Below are 16,600 nucleotides of genomic sequence, written 5' to 3' on the forward strand. Positions count from 1 at the left end.
CGCAATGGGACTGTTCGGATACTCGATCCTCTATCTCCTGCTTCTGTTCGCCGTCCTCCTCGTTGAAAAGGGACTCGGCTGGTCGTTTGGGCAACTGGCATGGTGAGTACCGTGAACGACCGACGCGAAGAGGAAGGCATCGTCCTGACCCCGGAGCAGCAGCGCGCCCGGCGCCAGCGCTCGATTGCGATCGCGGTCCTGCTCGGAGTGCTTGCCGTGCTGTTCTATCTGGTGACGCTGGTGAAAGGTCCCGGCGTCCTCAACCGGCCGCTCTGACGATGAGGCAGCAGCAGCAGCACCCTTCCCGTTTCCGCGACGCCGCGGTCGCAGGCGCTTGCGGCGCCTTTGTCGCGCTGATGGTCGGCGCGGCCTATGCCGCGGTTCCGCTCTATGACTGGTTCTGCCGCACCACCGGGTTCAACGGCACCACACAGGTCGCGACCGGCGGCCCCGGCCGCACGCTCGACCGCATGGTGACCGTGCGGTTCGATGCCAATGTCGGGCCGGGTCTGCCCTGGAAATTCACGCCGGAACAGCGTGAGATCAGGGTCCGGCTCGGCGAGGTGGTGACGGTGGACTACACGGTCACCAACCTGGTGGCCCGCGAGACCCATGGCGTCGCCGGCTATAATGTCACACCGCTCAGCTGGGGCGCGCATTTCCAGAAGATCAACTGCTTCTGCTTTACCGAGCAGAGCATGAAACCCGGCGAGACCCGTGCCATGACGGTGGTGTTCTACGTCGATCCGTCGCTGGCGACCGACCCGGACGCGCAGGGCAATCTGAGCATGACGCTGTCATACACCTTCTATCCGCAGCGCGAGCCGCAGCGGCCGGTCGCACAGACCGGCACGGCGCCCGCGGGGCGCATTTAGGGAGCACGATCCCGAAAGGCGGGAGCCGGTTTTCGGCAAGGATCATGCTTCAAGACTAGAACGCGAGGCGCGAGCGCGCCCGACAGGATCGAGACGGAGACGAAGGAATGGCTGGCGGTCACACCAAACATCACGACTACCATCTCGTGAATCCGAGCCCGTGGCCGGTGGTCGGCTCGATCTCCGCCTTCGTGATGGCGGTCGGCGCGATCTTCTGGATGCACAAGACCTTCGCTGTGGCGCCGCTGGTGTTTGCGGCAGGCCTCATTGGCGTGCTCTACACCATGATCGGATGGTGGCGCGACGTGATCCACGAGGCCGAGCACGGCGACCACACCCGCGTGGTTCAGATATCGCACCGCTACGGCATGATCCTGTTCATCGCCTCCGAGGTGATGTTCTTCGTGGCGTGGTTCTGGGCCTATTTCAACGTCGCGCTGTTTCCGGGCGATGCGCAGCAATTCCTGCGCGCCGACCTGACCGGCGGGGTGTGGCCGCCGAAGAACATCGAGACATTCGATCCCTGGCATTTGCCGCTGCTCAACACGCTGATCCTGCTGACCTCGGGCACGACCGTCACCTGGGCGCATCATGCGCTGCTCGAGGGCGACCGCGAGGCGGTCAAGAAGGGCCTGTGGCTCACCGTGATTCTCGGTGCCCTGTTCACCTGCGTACAGGCCTATGAATACGGCCATGCCGCCTTCGCCTTCAAAGGCAACGTCTATGGCGCCACCTTCTTCATGGCGACCGGCTTCCATGGCTTCCATGTGCTGATCGGCACGATCTTCCTGATCGTATGCCTCGCCCGCGTCTATGCCGGGCAGTTCACGCCCAAGCAGCATCTCGGCTTCGAGTTCGCCGCCTGGTACTGGCACTTCGTCGACGTGGTGTGGATCTTCCTGTTCGCCTGCATCTATGTCTGGGGCTATGGCGGCCCGGTGGCCGGCGGCGGCAGTCACTGACGCCGCGCGTGACATGACTTCGGAAAAGGCGGCTGCGGCCGCCTTTTTCTTTGGCTGTGCTTGTCGAAACGGGTGCTGCGACTTAATTGCACTGCTGCGCCCAAGAACACCGCTCATTCCCGCGAAAGCGGGAATCCAGCATTCCCGGCTCTGGGTCCCCGCCTTCGCGGGGACGAGCGGCTGGATATTGAGATGACCCAGCCGTCTCCCATTGCCACAGCCCTCACCTGCCGTTGTCCGAATTGCGGCAAGGGCAAGCTGTTTCAGGGCTTCCTGTCGCTGCGCCCGCGCTGCGAGTCATGCGGCCTCGACTACGGCGCCTTCGATTCGGGCGACGGCCCGGCCGTCTTCGTCATCCTCGGCGCGGGCTTCGTCGTGGTGTTCGCCGCGCTCGCGGTCGAGGTGCTGTACCAGCCGCCGTTCTGGCTGCACGCGGTCCTGTGGCTGCCGCTGATCCTCATCACCACGCTGCTGCCGCTGCGGCCGATCAAGGCACTGATGATCGCGCTTCAGTATCGCCACAAGGCTGCCGAAGGCCGGCTCGAGCTTCGCGAGCCGAATCCGTGACCGCGACGCTGCGTCCCTTCTGGCGGAGGCTGCTGGTTCCTGCGGTGATCACGATGGTGGGCCTCGCGACGCTGGTTTCGCTCGGTGTTTGGCAGCTTCAGCGCAAGGCGTGGAAAGAAGACCTGATCGCCACACTGGATGCGCAGCTCAAGGCGGCACCGGTGCCGCTGCCGCCGCCGCCGGAATGGGGCAATCTCACGCCAGAGAACGCGGAATACCGGCGGGTCAGGTTTTCGGCCAATTTCCAGAACGAAAACGACGCGCTGCTTTTTACCGGAGCTTCAGCGTTGCGCCCCGATATCAAGGAGCCCGGCTATTTCGTGTTCAGCCCGGTAACATTGCCCGATGGACGACGGGTCGTTGTGAACCGGGGTTTTCTGCAATCCGACCGCTATCCCGGACGGGCCGGGACGGAAGAGATCACAGGCTATATCCGCTTTGCGGAGTCACCCTCGACGCTGCGGGCCTGGCTCGTTCCGGAAGAGGAGTCGCGCCGGGTCTGGCTCATCCGCGACCACCGGGACATGGCCCGCACGAAAAAATGGGGTGAGGTGGCGCCATTCTATATCGACCAGGAATTGCCGGTTCCGCCGGACGGCTTTCCGAAGCCCGGTCCGCTGGCCGTCAAACTGAAGAACGATCATCTCGGTTATGCCATCACGTGGTTCGGACTCGCGGCTGCTCTCGCAGCCGTTTTTGCGGGCTGGGCGATCCGGGAACGGTACAATAAAACCGCATAGTTTGATCGTGATTGGTGTCTGAGCACCTCCGATCCGGACCTGCCTTCCTTGTGAAACCGCCTCCGAAGCACTAGTCTAAGAGCTGCTCAGGCGTTTCCCGCCGTCGGGAAATCTCCAGCAAATCAATAACTTATCTCTCACCCGCCTGTGGATAATACCGCCGGCGGCGCGTTCGAGGACCGGCATTGCAGTACGTGTCGACGCGCGGCGAAGCCCCGACTCTCGGCTTCATCGATGTGACGCTCGCGGGCCTTGCCCGCGACGGCGGCCTCTATGTGCCGCAGTCCTGGCCGCGGCTGTCGCCGGACACGATCGCATCGTTCGCCGGCAAGCCTTATGCCGAGGTCGCGGTCGAGGTGATCCGTCCCTTCACCGGCGATCAGATCAGCGTGCATGAGCTGTCGCGCATCGCCCGTGAGGCCTATGGGAGTTTCCGGCATCCGGCGGTGGCACCAATCAGCCAGCTCGGCGCCAATACCTTCCTGCTCGAGCTGTTCCACGGACCGACGCTGGCGTTCAAGGATCTGGCGATGCAGTTCCTGGCGCGGGTGATGGATCATGCGCTGGAGCAGCGTGGCGAGCGCGTCACCATCGCGGTCGCGACCTCGGGCGATACCGGCGGCGCCGCCGTCGAGGCGTTCCGCGGCCGCAACCGCATCGATCTGGTGGTGCTGTTCCCCGAGGGCCGCGTCTCCGACGTGCAGCGCCGGATGATGACCACGGCGGACGAGGCCAACATCCATTCGATCGCAGTGCAGGGCAATTTCGACGACTGCCAGGCGCTGGTGAAAGGCATGTTCAACCACCATGCCTTTGCGGATCGGGTCCGGCTTGCCGGCGTCAACTCGATCAACTGGGTTCGCATCGTGGCGCAGGCGGTCTATTACTTCACCGCCGCGGTCGCGCTCGGCGCACCGCATCGCAAGGTCGCCTTCACCGTACCGACCGGCAATTTCGGCGATGTCTTTGCGGGCCATGTTGCGCGCCGCATGGGCCTGCCGGTCGACCGGCTGGTGATCGCAACCAATGTCAACGACATACTGGTCCGCACCCTGACCACCGGCGCCTATGAGCCGCGCGAGGTGGTCGCGACCGCCTCGCCCTCCATGGACATCCAGGTGTCGTCGAATTTCGAGCGCCTGCTGTTCGAGGCCTATGGTCGTGACGCCGCGGCCGTGCGGACGCTGATGAAGGGTTTTGCGCAGTCGAAGCGCTTCGAGGTCGCGGACGGCCCGCTGGCCGCCATCCGCGCCGAATTTGCAGCCGGCCGCGCCGACGAGGATGAAGTCGCGGCGACCATGCGGACCGCGCTGCGCGAGACCGGCCATTTCGTCGATCCGCATACCGCGGTCGGCATCGCGGTGGCCGAAAAAGAGCCCCGCGATCCGGCGCTGCCGATGGTCGTGCTCTCCACCGCGCATGCGGCGAAATTTCCGGACGCGGTCGAGCAGGCCTGCGGCGCACGTCCGCCATTGCCGGACTGGCTGTCGGGTCTCAACGAGCGGCGCGAGCACGTCACCGCACTGCCGAACGACCCGAAAGAGATCGAAGCGTTTGTTCTTGCGGCCTCCCAGGCCGCGCGTGAGGGAGCTGCAGCATGAGCGTCGAAGTCACCCGTTTGCCGTCCGGACTGACCATCGTGACGGACGCCATGCAGCATCTGGAAACCGCCTCGCTCGGTGTATGGGTCGGCGCCGGCAGCCGTGACGAGCTTTCAGACGAGCACGGCATTTCGCATCTGCTGGAACACATGGCCTTCAAGGGAACCAGGCTGCGAACCGCACGCCAGATCGCCGAGCAGATCGAGGCGGTCGGCGGCGACCTCAATGCCGCGACCTCGATCGAGAGCACCACCTATTACGCGCGCGTGCTCAGGGCCGACGTGCCGCTGGCGCTCGATGTGCTGTCCGACATCCTGAGCCATCCGGCCTTCGATCCGGAAGAATTGTCGCGCGAGCAGAATGTGATCATCCAGGAAATCGGCGCCTCCGAGGATACCCCGGACGACATCGTGTTCGATCACCTGCAGCGCTGCGCCTTCCCCGACCAGGCGATCGGGCGTCCGGTGCTCGGTACCCGCGAGAGCGTACGCTCGATCAATGCCAACAGGCTGCGCCAATATCTGGCGCGCAACTATCGCGGCCCCGATATGGTTGTCGCCGCCTCGGGCTCGGTCGAGCACGGCATGATCGTGGACGAAGCGGAGCGGCTGTTCGGCGGCTTCAACGGCACGGACCATCACGTCCGCGAGCCGGCGCGCTTTGTCGGCGGCACCTATATTGAGCGCCAGGATCTCGAACAGGCCCATCTTGCGCTGGCGATGGAGGGACTGCCGCAGCGCCATCCCCAGCTGTTCAGCCTGCAGGTGTTCTCCAACATCATGGGCGGCGGCATGTCCTCGCGCCTGTTCCAGGAGGTGCGGGAGATTCGCGGGCTGTGCTACTCGATTTCGAGCTTCCACATGGCCTATTCGGACACCGGCTTTTTCGGAATCTATGCCGGCACCGATGACAATGACGCGCCGGAACTGGTGCAGGTCGTGGTCGATCAGCTCGAGCGGGCGGTGATCTCGATCACCGAGGAGGAGGTCAACCGCGCCAAGGCGCAGATGAAGGCGAGCCTTCTGATGGCGCTCGAGAGTTCGAGCGCGCGCGCCGAGCAGATCGCGCGGCACATGATGGTCTATGGCCGGCCGCTGCCGCTGACGGAAATCGTCGCCAAGATCGAGGCGGTGACCGTCGAGAGCACGCAGGCCGCGGGACTGGCCCTGCTCGGCAGGAGCCGGCTTGCGATTGCGGGCCTCGGGCCGGGCCGCGGCGTCGAGCGGGCCGCAGAGATCGTGGAGAATTTTGCCCGCGCCGCGGCATGAGGTTTTTCCAGCCTCTCGCGAAAGCGAGAGGGCGGTAATGCGACCATGGCGTTTTTCCGTTCCATCCAGCTCAGCGAAACGCACCCGGTCGTGCCGGGCGACGGTGTCTATCTGCGCGCGCCGCAGATGTCCGATTTCCCCACATGGTCAACGCTGCGCGAGAAGAGCCGCGACTTTCTGGTGCCGTGGGAGCCTACATGGCCGGAGGACGACCTCACCCGTTCGTCGTTCCGGCGCAGGCTGCGCCGCTACGCCGAGGACATGCGTTGCGACCAGGCCTATGCCTTCCTGCTGTTTCGCAGGGACGACAATGCGCTGCTCGGCGGCATTACGCTGACCAACGTCCGGCGCGGAGTCGCGCAGGCGGCCAGCATGGGTTACTGGGTCGGCGCCCCCTTCGCATCACAGGGTTACATGACCCGCGGCGTTTCGGCGCTCGTACCCTTCGCGTTCGACGTGTTGCGGCTGCACCGCGTGGAGGCCGCCTGCATCCCCTCCAATCAGCCCTCGATCCGGCTGCTCGAGCGCACCGGATTCCAGCGCGAGGGCTATGCGCGCGAATATCTCTGCATCAACGGAATGTGGCAGGACCACCTGCTCTACGCGCAGGTCCGGGGCGATTAACCAACCCCGGTCGCTGCGGCGACCCGTGCCTTGGGCCGGCCATGGTTCCCTTGCTATAAACCATCGGGAATTCTGGGGTGTCGTCCGCGCGGACGGCCAGGAAACAGCCGGGCTACCAAGGGTTATGCGTCGCGGAATTGGGCGTTTTCGAGCGAAGCAGGCGGCCGGATGAGCCGCATCATTCGCCTGGCTTCATGTGTCGCCTTGGCGATGGGCGTTGCCGCATGCTCGTCATCGGGCGGCGGTGACGGCACGTCGTTCGGCGAACGGTTCAACCGGGCAATGTCGAGCGGCACCGCGACGGCGCCCGCGCCGACCGCGACCACCGGCGCTGCGGCCAATCTCGACAGCTGTCCGAACGTCGATATCCGCCAGGGCGCCGGCACCATCGCCATCAATACCAACGCCCGCGATCCGCAGGCGATGCAGTTGCGCTATCAGATATCGGTGGCGCAGACCGCGCGCGAATGCGCCAACGTTGCCGGCAACCTCAATATCAAGGTCGGCCTGCAGGGACGCGTCGTGCTCGGCCCCGCCGGAACGCCCGGCACGCTCGAAATCCCGGTGCGCTATGCGCTGGTGGAGGAAGGCGCAGAACCCAAGACCGTCTATTCCAAACTCTACCGCGTTCCCGTGACGGTTTCCGACGGCCAGCCCAGCGTGGCGTTCACCCATATCGAGGATGCGATGTCGGTGCCGATGCCGTCGCGTGCGACTTTCGACCGCTACGTGGTCTATGTCGGCTTCGATCCGCTGGGCTCCGCCCAGGAACGCCAGCGTCCGGCAAGGAAACGGCCGGCGAAGGGGTAGGCAGCGCAGCCGAAACCCGCCGCACCGGTAAGCCTGACAGCCACTTGGCGGGACTGGTCGGCGGACTTTGGCGGGACTTGGCGGGACTTGGGCTGGGTCAGTATCCGCGAAGCCTTGTCACTGCCGCCTTGAGCGCACGCATGTCGGCGATCACCGATGTGGCGCCGGAGGCCTCCAGCTTGGCCGCGAGATCCTCGTCGGCGTGACTGCCGCCAACGAACCCGATCGCCTTCATGCCGGCAGCAACGGCTGCGGTCACACCCGCGGGCGAGTCCTCCACCACGATACAGTCCTGCGGCTGAATGCCCATCTGCTGCGCGACATGCCGGAACAGGTCCGGCGCCGGCTTGCCGTCCGGCACATCGTTTGCCGAAAACAGATTGCTGCCGAAGAACCGGTTCAGCTCGGTCGCGACCAGACTCACGCGAACGCGATCCAGGCTCGACGACGAGGCGACGCATTTGGGGCCGCGCAGCCAGCTCAGGGCGTGGGAGACATGCGGGATTGCCCGGAGTTCCTGCCTCAGCCGAAACAGCGTCGCGGCCGCAAGCAGCGTCGCAAATTTCGGCGGCAGGGTTACCCCCGACGCCTTCTCGACTTCGGCGCACATGTCCGCCGGACGGCGACCGGTAAAATACCGCGCCACCATGTCCGGTGTCATGTCGATACCGGCGCGCTGAAACGCTTCGGCGGCCACTGCAGCCGCGACGGGCTCGGAATCCACCAGGACGCCATTGCAGTCGAAGATGATCATGGAAGGAAAATCCGGCAGGCGCGCGACCCTGCCTCACGACTGATTCGCATGACCGGAGTATGGCCGCATCGGGTGTCCTGCACGATCAGCAGCCGACGCCGTACACAGGATGCGCACAGGAAATCGGTCGGACGGGTGGCGGAATCCGGACCGTCACAAAAGCAGCCGTCGACAATCAATTCAGCTTCTTCTTCACGTCGTCGATGCCGCGGGCGATCAGCTGCTCGGCGACCGCGCCCTTGGCGGTCAGCGACAGTACCTTTTCGGCGGCGCTTGCGGCAACATCGGCGGCAATGTTGCGCACTTCGGCCAGCGCCTGGGCCTCGGCCTGAGCGATCTTGGTCTCGGCCATCTTGGTACGGCGGGCGACGAAATCCTCAAGCTTGGCATGCGCCTCCTCGGCGAGCCGCCCGGCATCGGCCTTGGCGGCCTCGATGATATCGGCTGCTTCCTTTTCCGCGTTGGCGGTCTTTTGCCGGTACTCCGCGAGCAGCGCCATCGCTTCGTTCTTCAGACGCGCAGCCTCGTCAAGCTCTGACTGAATGCGGGAACTTCGCTTGTCTAGCGTGTCGGTGATGGTCCTGTGCACGCCGAGATAGAGCAGGCCGGCGAGAAAGATCACGAAGGCGACGGCGACCCAGAACTCGGCTTCCCAGATAATCGCCATGTTTCAGCCCTTCAACGACTTTTCGACCGCGTCGGTCACGGCCTTGGCATCGGGTTTTTTGCCGATCAGCCGCTCAACGATTTCGCCGGCGGCATCGGTTGCGATGCTTTTGACGTTGGCCATCGCAGCCGTCTTGGTCTGGGCGATGGTCTTCTCGGCTGCCTGCAGGCGCTCACCGAGGCCGGCCTCGATCACTTTCCGCCGATCGTCGGCTTCCGCCATCAGCTTGTCGCGCGTCTGGGCGGCAATCGACTGGGCATTGGTGCGCGCATCCGCGAGCTGCTTTTCGTAGGCCGCGATGGCGGCGTCGGTATCGTCCTTGGTCTTCTGGGCGTCCGCAAGATCGCCCGCGATCTTGCCGGCGCGCGCCTGCACGATCGCGCCCACCCGCGGCAACGCGACACGCGACATCAGGAAGTACAGCAAGACGAAGGCGATCGCGAACCAGATGATCTGGGACGCGAAGGTTTCCGAATTGAATGGCGGAAACTGCGGCTTGGCGCCGCCCGGAGCCTGTGTCGTCGCGAGAAGAATGGCCATCGAAGTGCCTCAGGCACACCCGCGGACCTTCCGGTCCGCGGCATGCGAAAGCTCAGGTCAGAGCGCGAACAGCAGCAGGAGGGCGATCAGCAGCGAGAAGATGCCCAGCGCTTCGGTCACCGCGAAGCCGAAGATCAGGTTGCCGAACTGGCCCTGCGCAGCCGACGGGTTACGGAGTGCTGCGGCGAGGTAATTGCCGAAAATCGTGCCCACGCCGACGCCGGCGCCACCCATGCCGATGCAGGCAATGCCGGCACCAATGTACTTCGCTGCGACGGGATCCATGGAGAACTCCTCTTTCGTTTGTCCGTTGGATGTCAGGGTCGGACCTAGTGGCCCGGGTGAATGGCGTCGTTGATGTAGATGCAGGTCAGGATGGTGAACACATAGGCCTGCAGGAACGCGACCAGGAATTCGAGTGCGGTCAGCGCCACGGTCAGGCTGAGCGGCAGCACCGCGACCAGCCAGCCGAGCGCCCCGATGCTGCCGAGCATGGTGACGAAACCCGCGAACACCTTCAGCGTGATGTGGCCGGCCAGCATATTGGCGAACAGGCGCACCGAGTGCGACAGCGGCCGCGACAGGAACGACATCAGCTCGATGATGACGATCAACGGCAGGATCACGATCGGAATGCCGCTCGGCACGAACAGCTTCAGGAATTTCGTGCCGTTCCTGTAAATGCCGTAGCCGAGCACGGTCAGGAACACGATCAGCGCCATCATCACGGTGATGATGATGTGGCTGGTCACCGTGAAGGTGCCCGGGATGAGCCCGATCATGTTGGCGAACAGGATGAAGGTGAACAGGGAGAACACCAGCGGGAAGAACTTCATCCCCTCGTTGCCGGCCGAGCTTCGCAACATGTCGGCGACAAATTCGTAGGTCAGTTCGGCGACCGACTGCATGCGGCCGGGCACGACCTGGCGCCGCGCGGTGGCGCCGATCATCAGAAGCGAGATGCCGGCAACCGCGATCAGCATGTAGAGCGCGGAATTGGTGAACGCGATTTCCTGGCCGCCGATGGTGCCGAGGGTGGCGATCTTCTTGATCTGGAATTGCGCGATCGGATCGGCCATGGCCTTGGGTCTTGTCCTTCAGGTCGCCGCGCGGGACGCGGCCTTCAAGATTTGTCGGCGCTGCCGCCGGGAAGCTTGCTCGGGGCAACCACACCGGCGGCCCGCATCACATTCAATACGCCCGCCACGAAACCCAGCAGCAGGAACACGATCAGTCCCCAGGGCGACAGACCGGTCAGCCGATCGAACACCCAGCCGATGATCGCTCCCACGATCACGCCCGCGACCAGCTCCGTGGAGAGGCGAAACCCTTTCGCCATCGCCTGCGGATCGGACACGTATTTCCGGGAGTCGTTTTCGGCCGGCTTCGGTTGCCCGGCCTGGCCGAGCTTCGCGCCGAGACCTTTGAGCCTCGCGGAGAGAGAGGTTTCCTCGGCGTTCCGGTCCGTCGATCGTCTGTCCTGGTCGCGCGCGCCGTCAGCCATGCTTTCGACACCCGCCCGGGAGACGATCAACCGCCCCTGCACCCCTAGAAAACCGCGCGGACCATACTGAGGGGGTCTAAGCGAGTCAAGAAATCCGGTGCGCTGCGTGATGGAGGAATATCTCATATTTTCCATTGGCTTAGGTCATAGCGACGCCACGTCCCGGCGCGGCGGCCCACGACTTTCGATCAACCGGCCGGCAATGCTACAAACAATCTGACAGCGCCCGGAGACTCCTCCATGTTTCGTCTTGCCATTGCGCCCTTGACGCTCGTGCTCGCCGGCCTGCCGCTGACGGCCCAGGCCCAGAACGAGCCCCCGGACAGCGAGAACGGCCGCTATTCGTTCAACCGCGTCGAGGACGGTTATCTCAGGCTCGATCAGCGCACCGGGCAGGTGTCGCTTTGCAGCCGCCGCAGCATCGGCTGGTCCTGCCACCCGGTCCCGGACGAGCGGACGGCCCTTGAGGAGGAGATCGCGCGCCTGCAACAGGACAACGCGGCGCTGAAAAAGGAGATGCTGGCTCGCGGGATCACGCCGCCCGGCAATCAAAAATCGCAGAGGCCGGCGGCGGATGACAAGCCGGCCGCGAAATCCACCTCCGAAGCTGAACTCGATCGCGCGATGGCGGCGGTGGAGCGGCTGTGGAAGCGACTGGTCGAGATCGTCCAGCGCTGGCAGCGCGAGATGACCCCGATCTGATGGGCTTCCTGCTTCCCTTCCCGCGAGCCGGTGGGGCCGAGAAAATCGCAAGTGAGTGGCCGTGACCGGACGCCTCTCTGCCATCACCTCCATCGCGCCCGACCTCATCGCCACTGCCGAACTGACCGTCGACACACCCGGCGAGGGCTTCATCGACGTCACCGGGGAGGTGCGGCAATTCATCGCGAAAGCCGGCGCGTCCGACGGAACCGTTGCGCTGTTCCTGCGCCATACCTCGGCCTCGCTGACGATCCAGGAGAACGCCGATCCGGACGTGCTGCGCGATCTGGTATCGGCGCTGCGTCATCTGGCGCCGCGCGACTTCGGATGGGTGCATGACGCGGAGGGACCGGACGACATGCCGGCACATGTGCGGACCATGCTGACCGGCGTTTCGCTGCAGATTCCGGTGCAGGGCGGGCAGGTTCAGCTTGGCACCTGGCAGGGCATCTACCTGATCGAGCATCGGGCGCGACCCCACCGTCGCCGGATTGTCCTGCAATTTGCCGGCAGCATGCGTTGAAATGGGCGCGGCAAGTCTCTCGACTCCGGCGAAAATGTTGTAAACTCGTCACAAGAAGCCGCGCCGAGGCCGCACGACGACCGCACCGACGCGCGAAAGGGATCGACGCCAGAGTGACCGAAACCACGCTCTACCGGCTGGTCATTGCCGATGACCATCCGCTGTTTCGCGGAGCCCTGCGTGAGGCGGTCAGCGGGCTGTTCGCCCATGTCGAATTTTCCGAAGCCGGCTCCTTCGACGAAGTATCCAGGCTGCTCGACGCCGGCAGCGATGTCGACCTGATCCTGCTCGACCTGTCGATGCCGGGGGTTCGCGGCTTTTCCGGGCTGATGTATCTGCGTGCGCAATATCCCGGTGTGCCGGTCGTGGTGGTATCGGGCAACGACGACCCGGCCGTGATCCGGCGCTGCATGGATTTCGGCGCGTCAGGCTTCATTCCTAAGACCCTCGACACGGACGGCATGCGCGCAGCCATCGCCACGGTGTTGAAGGGTGGGGTCTGGACCCCGCCGGATGTGGACCTCGAAGCCGGCACCGACGCCGAAACCGCGGCCCTGCTGTCCCGGCTGGCGACGCTCACGCCCCAGCAGGTTCGCGTGCTGATGATGCTGTCGGAGGGATTGCTGAACAAGCAGATCGCCTATGAGCTGTCGGTCTCGGAAGCGACCGTGAAGGCGCATGTCTCCGCCATCCTCCAGAAACTCGGGGTCGAGAGCCGCACCCAGGCCGTGATCGCCGCCGCAAAGATCGAAGTCGGCCAGTGGCCGCAGGCGCTGGTGGAGCATTGAGCGGCCCGGTGACGTGTCGGGTCATTCGGGGTTCGGCCGGCGCGCAATCGTCCCGGCTTCCGGGCGCGGTACGCCAAGCATTCCGAGCAGGTTCACCACCGCCTCGCCGATCCTGCGGGGCGGCAGTTTGCCATCGCAGACCGCGAGGCTCAGGGAGGTGATGTGATGAAGCGGTTTCCGGCCGATCCTCAAGCCAAACGCAAGGCGCTCCTTGATGCTGTCGCGGCGATCGGGCCGACGCTGCAGGCCTCCGGCCCGCGCAGCGAAGAGCTTGCAACCCTCGCACCCGACGCGGTCGCGGCCTTGCGCGACGCCGGAATTTTTAGGCTGAAACTGGCTTCGGAGATGGGCGGCGCCGAAGCCGACCCGCTGACCGAAATGCTGGTGCTGGAACAGGTCGCCTATCACGACCTCACCAGCGCCTGGTGCACGATGGTGGGTGCAACCGCCATCGCATCGCTCGGGACGTTCCTGCCGCAATCGGGTCTCGACAAGGTATTCGCGAACGGCGAGGTGCCGACCGCGGCCATCTCGTTCTTTCCCGCGGGTCAGGCCAGCCGCAAGGACGGCGGCGGCTATCGGGTCAGCGGGCGCTGGCGGTTCAACAGCGGCATCCGTCACGCCGAATGGGTGCTGGGCGGCACCGTGGTTCTGGACAGCGACAACGGCAATGGCGGGCCGGTCGTCATGTTCTCCGCATTTCCTGCGAAAGACGTCACGCTCCACGACAATTGGGGTGGCGTGACCGGATTGCGCGGCACCGGATCGGTCGATTTCTCGGTGCAGGACTACGACCTGCCCGAGGATCAGACCTTCGTGTGGGATCTGATGGAGCCGCAGCCGCTGCGGGGCGGACCGTCCTACCGGCTGCCGCCCTTCAGCTATGTGGCCAAGGAGCACGGCAGCGTGGCGCTGGGCGGCGCACGGCGCGCGCTCGATGAACTCGTGAAGATCGCCACAACGACGCGAGGCACCTTCCGATCGTCCAAGCTCGACGAACGCCAGGTGGTGCATCGCTTCATCGGCGAAGCCGATCTGAAACTGCGGGCGGCGCGCGCACTGATGCACGAGCGCTACGATCAGCTCTGGCGCAAGGTGAATGCCGGCGAAAAGCCGGACGGGCCGGACATCGCCGATGTGCGCGCGATCTGCGTCTACGCCACCGACTTGGCGATCGAGGTCGCGACCATGGCCTATCACTTTGCGGGCAACACCGGGTTGCATCATCCGCATGTGATCGGGCGGCTGCTGCGCGACATCAACACCGCCGGCATTCATCAGGTGATGAGCGACACCGCTTACGAAAATCACGGCAAGTTCCGGCTTGGCTTGCCGGCCGATCCGCTGGCCTGACGCCGAGCCTATTCCGCCGCGGTGGCGTGCTGGATGCGCCATTGCGCGAGCAGCGCGCGCAAGGCGGCAGGCTTCACCGGCTTGTTGAGAATCGGAACGTCGCGCGCGCGCGCCTCATCGCGCACCCGCGGCGTGCGGTCCGCGGTGATCAGGATGGCCGGCAGCTCGGAGCCGAAGCGCGCTCGCAACGCGACAATCGCGTCGATGCCGTTGCCTTCGTCGAGATGATAGTCGACCAGCAGCCCGCTCAGGATCGGTCGCGACGCCTCGATCGCCGCAATCGCCGATTGCGGATCGGATGCCTTCAGCACCTGGCAGCCCCATCCGCCGAGCAGCGTTTCCATGCCATCGAGGATCTGCGGATCGTTGTCGATGCACAGAACCGCCATCCCGGACAATTGCGCGGGATCGGCGCGCATCGGACCGCGCTGCGGCAGCCGCGCGCCCACCGCGGCGGTCACCGGCACTTCGACCGAGAAGACCGACCCGCGGCCGGGCTCCGATTTCAGCTGCACCGGATGACCCAGAACCCGGCTGATCCGCTCCACGATCGAAAGGCCGAGCCCGAGACCGCGCGCGACCTTGGCGCCGTCCTGCAGACGATGAAACTCGCGGAAGATCGCGCGCGTCTGTCCGGCCGGAATGCCGAGGCCCGAATCGTGCACCTCGATCCGCAGATGCCCGTTCCGCCTCCGGCAGCCGACCAGCACGCGGCCCCGCGGCGTATACTTGATGGCGTTGGAAATCAGGTTCTGCAGCAGCCGCCGCAGCAGGCGGCGATCCGACCGCACCGTCGCATCGGTCAGGGCAAAGGTGAGGTCGAGGCCGCGTTCGCGCGCCAGCGGCGCGAACTCGACTTCGAGCTGACGCATCACCTCGTCGATGCGGAAGGAACTGAGCTCCGGTTTCATGGCGCCGGTATCGAGCCGGGATTCTCGGCCTTCGGTCCGAACCGCCCGTAGAAGGTCTCGCCTTTCGCCGCGAGGTCGAGCAGAAGCTTGTTCGGCGCAAAGCGCGGGCCGAATTTCTTCTCCAACGCCTCGCACAGAGAGACAAAGTTTTTCACGCCCATGAAGTCGATATAGGACAGCGTGCCGCCAGTGAACGGCGCAAAGCCGAAACCGAGAATCGAACCGACATCGGCCTCGCGCACATCGGTGAGCACACCCTCCTCGAAGCAGCGCGCGGTCTCCAGCGCCTGGATGACCAGCAGCCGCTTTTTCAGTTCGTCCACATCGATCCTGTCGGGATCGAGCGTGGTCTGCTGCAGATCAGCGAGGCCGGGCCACAACGTCTTCTGGCCCTTTTCCGGATAGTCGTAGAAGCCCTTGGCATTCTTGCGCCCCAGCCGGCCATGCTTCTCCACCATGGCCTCAAGCAGCGCCTTCTGGCGCGCATCGATGGCATCCGTTCCGAGATCAATCTCGGTCGCCTTCAGGATTTTCCACGCCAGGTCGACCGCGACCTCGTCATTGAGCGACAGCGGGCCGACCGGCATACCGGCGATCCGCCCGACATTCTCGATCATCGCCGCAGGCACCCCCTCCATCAGCATCAGGTGGCCTTCGCGGATATAGGTGCCGACCACCCGCGAGGTGTAGAAGCCGCGCGAATCGTTGACCACGATCGGCGTCTTCTTGATCGCGCGCACGAAGTCGAGCGCCATGGCGAGCGCGTCGTCGCCGGTGGTCTTGCCCATGATGATCTCGACCAGCATCATGCGCTCGACCGGCGAGAAGAAATGGATGCCGATGAACTTTTCCGGGTGTTTCGCGGTCTCCGCAAGCGAGGAGATCGGCAGCGTTGACGTATTGGAACCGAACACAACATCCGGGACCACCGCCTGCGCCTTGGCGATCGCCTCGGCCTTGACCTTGCGGTCCTCGAACACCGCCTCGATGACGAGGTCACAGCCCTTCAGTGCGTTGTAATCGGGCGTCGCGGTGATGCGCGCCAAAAGCGCGTCGCGCGCCGCGGCATTGGCGCGGCCGCGGTTGATCTGCTCGGTCATCAGCTTGTGCGACAGCGCCTTGCCCTTGTCGGCCGCCTCCTGATCGCGATCGATCAGCACCACGTCGAGGCCGGCCTGCGCCGAGACATAGGCGATGCCGGCGCCCATGAAGCCCGCGCCGATAATGCCGACCTTCTTCAGTTTGGTCGCCGGCACATTGACCGGACGACGCGCACCCTTGTTCAGTTCGCCCATCGACACGAACAGCGTGCGGATCATGGCGGCGGCTTCCTTCGAGCGCAGGATATGCGCGAAGTAGCGCGACTCCACCGTCAGCGCGAGATCGAACGGCAATTGCAGGCCGTCGAACA

At 64.8% G+C, this 16,600-nt stretch carries 21 protein-coding genes; 13 read left to right on the top strand and 8 right to left on the bottom strand.

Features of this window, described 5'->3' with window-relative positions; translation table 11 throughout:
• Positions 1 to 99: 99 nt before the first annotated feature.
• The 9 genes from AB7F49_RS31610 to AB7F49_RS31650 all read left to right on the top strand — a co-directional run bounded on the left by AB7F49_RS31610 (position 100) and on the right by AB7F49_RS31650 (position 7,447).
• Positions 100 to 276 (top strand): CoxF protein, encoded by a 177-nt coding sequence (locus AB7F49_RS31610; RefSeq protein WP_428529808.1) that lies wholly within the window; start codon positions 100 to 102, stop codon positions 274 to 276.
• 2 nt (positions 277 to 278) lie between these two features.
• Positions 279 to 875: a cytochrome c oxidase assembly protein gene (locus AB7F49_RS31615; protein WP_428529809.1), complete on the top strand. Its 597-nt coding sequence runs from the start codon at positions 279 to 281 to the stop codon at positions 873 to 875.
• A 107-nt stretch (positions 876 to 982) separates the two neighbouring features.
• A complete protein-coding gene (locus AB7F49_RS31620) occupies positions 983 to 1,837 on the top strand; it encodes a cytochrome c oxidase subunit 3 (protein ID WP_428529810.1) in 855 nt (284 codons plus the stop codon).
• A 192-nt stretch (positions 1,838 to 2,029) separates the two neighbouring features.
• Positions 2,030 to 2,404, top strand: a complete 375-nt coding sequence (locus tag AB7F49_RS31625) for a DUF983 domain-containing protein (protein WP_428529811.1) — start codon at positions 2,030 to 2,032, stop codon at positions 2,402 to 2,404.
• Positions 2,401 to 3,144, top strand: coding sequence for an SURF1 family protein (locus AB7F49_RS31630; RefSeq protein ID WP_428529812.1), 744 nt, complete (start codon positions 2,401 to 2,403; stop codon positions 3,142 to 3,144). Before AB7F49_RS31625 ends, AB7F49_RS31630 begins: the two co-directional genes overlap by 4 nt.
• Positions 3,145 to 3,329: 185 nt before the next feature.
• A complete protein-coding gene (gene thrC / locus AB7F49_RS31635; protein WP_428529813.1) occupies positions 3,330 to 4,745 on the top strand; it encodes a threonine synthase in 1,416 nt (471 codons plus the stop codon).
• Entirely contained in the window at positions 4,742 to 6,013 is a 1,272-nt protein-coding gene (locus tag AB7F49_RS31640) for a M16 family metallopeptidase (RefSeq protein ID WP_428529814.1), read from the top strand. Before thrC ends, AB7F49_RS31640 begins: the two co-directional genes overlap by 4 nt.
• Positions 6,014 to 6,058: 45 nt before the next feature.
• Positions 6,059 to 6,637, top strand: coding sequence for a GNAT family N-acetyltransferase (locus tag AB7F49_RS31645; RefSeq protein WP_428529815.1), 579 nt, complete (start codon positions 6,059 to 6,061; stop codon positions 6,635 to 6,637).
• 168 nt (positions 6,638 to 6,805) lie between these two features.
• A complete protein-coding gene (locus AB7F49_RS31650) occupies positions 6,806 to 7,447 on the top strand; it encodes a hypothetical protein (RefSeq protein ID WP_428529816.1) in 642 nt (213 codons plus the stop codon).
• Between the two features lie 97 nt (positions 7,448 to 7,544).
• On the opposite strand, the gene AB7F49_RS31655 is transcribed toward AB7F49_RS31650, so the two are convergent.
• The 6 genes from AB7F49_RS31655 to AB7F49_RS31680 all read right to left on the bottom strand — a co-directional run bounded on the left by AB7F49_RS31655 (position 7,545) and on the right by AB7F49_RS31680 (position 10,912).
• Entirely contained in the window at positions 7,545 to 8,201 is a 657-nt protein-coding gene (locus AB7F49_RS31655; protein ID WP_428529817.1) for an HAD family hydrolase, read from the bottom strand.
• A gap of 175 nt (positions 8,202 to 8,376) precedes the next feature.
• On the bottom strand, positions 8,377 to 8,862 hold the full coding sequence (locus tag AB7F49_RS31660) for an ATP F0F1 synthase subunit B (protein ID WP_428529827.1): 486 nt from the start codon (positions 8,860 to 8,862) through the stop codon (positions 8,377 to 8,379).
• 9 nt (positions 8,863 to 8,871) lie between these two features.
• Complete coding sequence (locus AB7F49_RS31665; protein ID WP_428529818.1) at positions 8,872 to 9,408, bottom strand: F0F1 ATP synthase subunit B; 537 nt, start codon at positions 9,406 to 9,408, stop codon at positions 8,872 to 8,874.
• A 57-nt stretch (positions 9,409 to 9,465) separates the two neighbouring features.
• Complete coding sequence (locus tag AB7F49_RS31670; RefSeq protein ID WP_325610028.1) at positions 9,466 to 9,693, bottom strand: F0F1 ATP synthase subunit C; 228 nt, start codon at positions 9,691 to 9,693, stop codon at positions 9,466 to 9,468.
• Positions 9,694 to 9,737: 44 nt separating this feature from the next.
• Positions 9,738 to 10,487 carry a F0F1 ATP synthase subunit A gene (locus AB7F49_RS31675; protein ID WP_428529819.1) on the bottom strand — a complete coding sequence of 250 codons (750 nt, stop codon included), beginning with the start codon at positions 10,485 to 10,487 and terminating at the stop codon, positions 9,738 to 9,740.
• A gap of 44 nt (positions 10,488 to 10,531) precedes the next feature.
• Positions 10,532 to 10,912 (bottom strand): AtpZ/AtpI family protein, encoded by a 381-nt coding sequence (locus tag AB7F49_RS31680; RefSeq protein ID WP_428529820.1) that lies wholly within the window; start codon positions 10,910 to 10,912, stop codon positions 10,532 to 10,534.
• A 264-nt stretch (positions 10,913 to 11,176) separates the two neighbouring features.
• Here AB7F49_RS31680 and AB7F49_RS31685 point away from each other — a divergent pair, with 264 nt between their 5' ends.
• The 4 genes from AB7F49_RS31685 to AB7F49_RS31700 all read left to right on the top strand — a co-directional run bounded on the left by AB7F49_RS31685 (position 11,177) and on the right by AB7F49_RS31700 (position 14,278).
• On the top strand, positions 11,177 to 11,614 hold the full coding sequence (locus tag AB7F49_RS31685; RefSeq protein ID WP_428529821.1) for a hypothetical protein: 438 nt from the start codon (positions 11,177 to 11,179) through the stop codon (positions 11,612 to 11,614).
• A 55-nt stretch (positions 11,615 to 11,669) separates the two neighbouring features.
• On the top strand, positions 11,670 to 12,137 hold the full coding sequence (locus AB7F49_RS31690) for a secondary thiamine-phosphate synthase enzyme YjbQ (RefSeq protein WP_428529822.1): 468 nt from the start codon (positions 11,670 to 11,672) through the stop codon (positions 12,135 to 12,137).
• A 113-nt stretch (positions 12,138 to 12,250) separates the two neighbouring features.
• Positions 12,251 to 12,925, top strand: coding sequence for a response regulator (locus AB7F49_RS31695; protein WP_428529823.1), 675 nt, complete (start codon positions 12,251 to 12,253; stop codon positions 12,923 to 12,925).
• A 165-nt stretch (positions 12,926 to 13,090) separates the two neighbouring features.
• Complete coding sequence (locus tag AB7F49_RS31700; RefSeq protein WP_428529824.1) at positions 13,091 to 14,278, top strand: acyl-CoA dehydrogenase family protein; 1,188 nt, start codon at positions 13,091 to 13,093, stop codon at positions 14,276 to 14,278.
• Positions 14,279 to 14,286: 8 nt separating this feature from the next.
• Here AB7F49_RS31700 and AB7F49_RS31705 read toward each other — a convergent pair whose 3' ends face one another.
• Both AB7F49_RS31705 and AB7F49_RS31710 read right to left on the bottom strand, forming a co-directional pair.
• Positions 14,287 to 15,189, bottom strand: a complete 903-nt coding sequence (locus tag AB7F49_RS31705) for an ATP-binding response regulator (protein WP_428529825.1) — start codon at positions 15,187 to 15,189, stop codon at positions 14,287 to 14,289.
• The coding region (locus AB7F49_RS31710; protein ID WP_428529826.1) for a 3-hydroxyacyl-CoA dehydrogenase family protein at positions 15,186 to 16,600 on the bottom strand (1,415 nt) is incomplete at its 5' end. The genes AB7F49_RS31710 and AB7F49_RS31705, both read right to left, overlap by 4 nt.

Origin of the sequence: Pseudorhodoplanes sp., assembly GCF_050250235.1 — a bacterium.
GTDB lineage: Bacteria > Pseudomonadota > Alphaproteobacteria > Rhizobiales > Xanthobacteraceae > Pseudorhodoplanes.

Excerpts from the sequence above, each read along its gene's own strand:
- AB7F49_RS31610 (WP_428529808.1), top strand. The coding sequence starts at position 100 with ATGGTGAGTACCGTGAACGACCGACGCGAAGAGGAAGGCATCGTCCTG.
- AB7F49_RS31615 (WP_428529809.1), top strand. The coding sequence starts at position 279 with ATGAGGCAGCAGCAGCAGCACCCTTCCCGTTTCCGCGACGCCGCGGTC.
- AB7F49_RS31620 (WP_428529810.1), top strand. The coding sequence starts at position 983 with ATGGCTGGCGGTCACACCAAACATCACGACTACCATCTCGTGAATCCG.
- AB7F49_RS31625 (WP_428529811.1), top strand. The coding sequence starts at position 2,030 with ATGACCCAGCCGTCTCCCATTGCCACAGCCCTCACCTGCCGTTGTCCG.
- AB7F49_RS31640 (WP_428529814.1), top strand. The coding sequence starts at position 4,742 with ATGAGCGTCGAAGTCACCCGTTTGCCGTCCGGACTGACCATCGTGACG.
- AB7F49_RS31645 (WP_428529815.1), top strand. The coding sequence starts at position 6,059 with ATGGCGTTTTTCCGTTCCATCCAGCTCAGCGAAACGCACCCGGTCGTG.
- AB7F49_RS31650 (WP_428529816.1), top strand. The coding sequence starts at position 6,806 with ATGAGCCGCATCATTCGCCTGGCTTCATGTGTCGCCTTGGCGATGGGC.
- AB7F49_RS31655 (WP_428529817.1), bottom strand. The coding sequence starts at position 8,201 with ATGATCATCTTCGACTGCAATGGCGTCCTGGTGGATTCCGAGCCCGTC.
- AB7F49_RS31665 (WP_428529818.1), bottom strand. The coding sequence starts at position 9,408 with ATGGCCATTCTTCTCGCGACGACACAGGCTCCGGGCGGCGCCAAGCCG.
- AB7F49_RS31670 (WP_325610028.1), bottom strand. The coding sequence starts at position 9,693 with ATGGATCCCGTCGCAGCGAAGTACATTGGTGCCGGCATTGCCTGCATC.
- AB7F49_RS31675 (WP_428529819.1), bottom strand. The coding sequence starts at position 10,487 with ATGGCCGATCCGATCGCGCAATTCCAGATCAAGAAGATCGCCACCCTC.
- AB7F49_RS31680 (WP_428529820.1), bottom strand. The coding sequence starts at position 10,912 with ATGGCTGACGGCGCGCGCGACCAGGACAGACGATCGACGGACCGGAAC.
- AB7F49_RS31700 (WP_428529824.1), top strand. The coding sequence starts at position 13,091 with ATGAAGCGGTTTCCGGCCGATCCTCAAGCCAAACGCAAGGCGCTCCTT.
- AB7F49_RS31705 (WP_428529825.1), bottom strand. The coding sequence starts at position 15,189 with ATGAAACCGGAGCTCAGTTCCTTCCGCATCGACGAGGTGATGCGTCAG.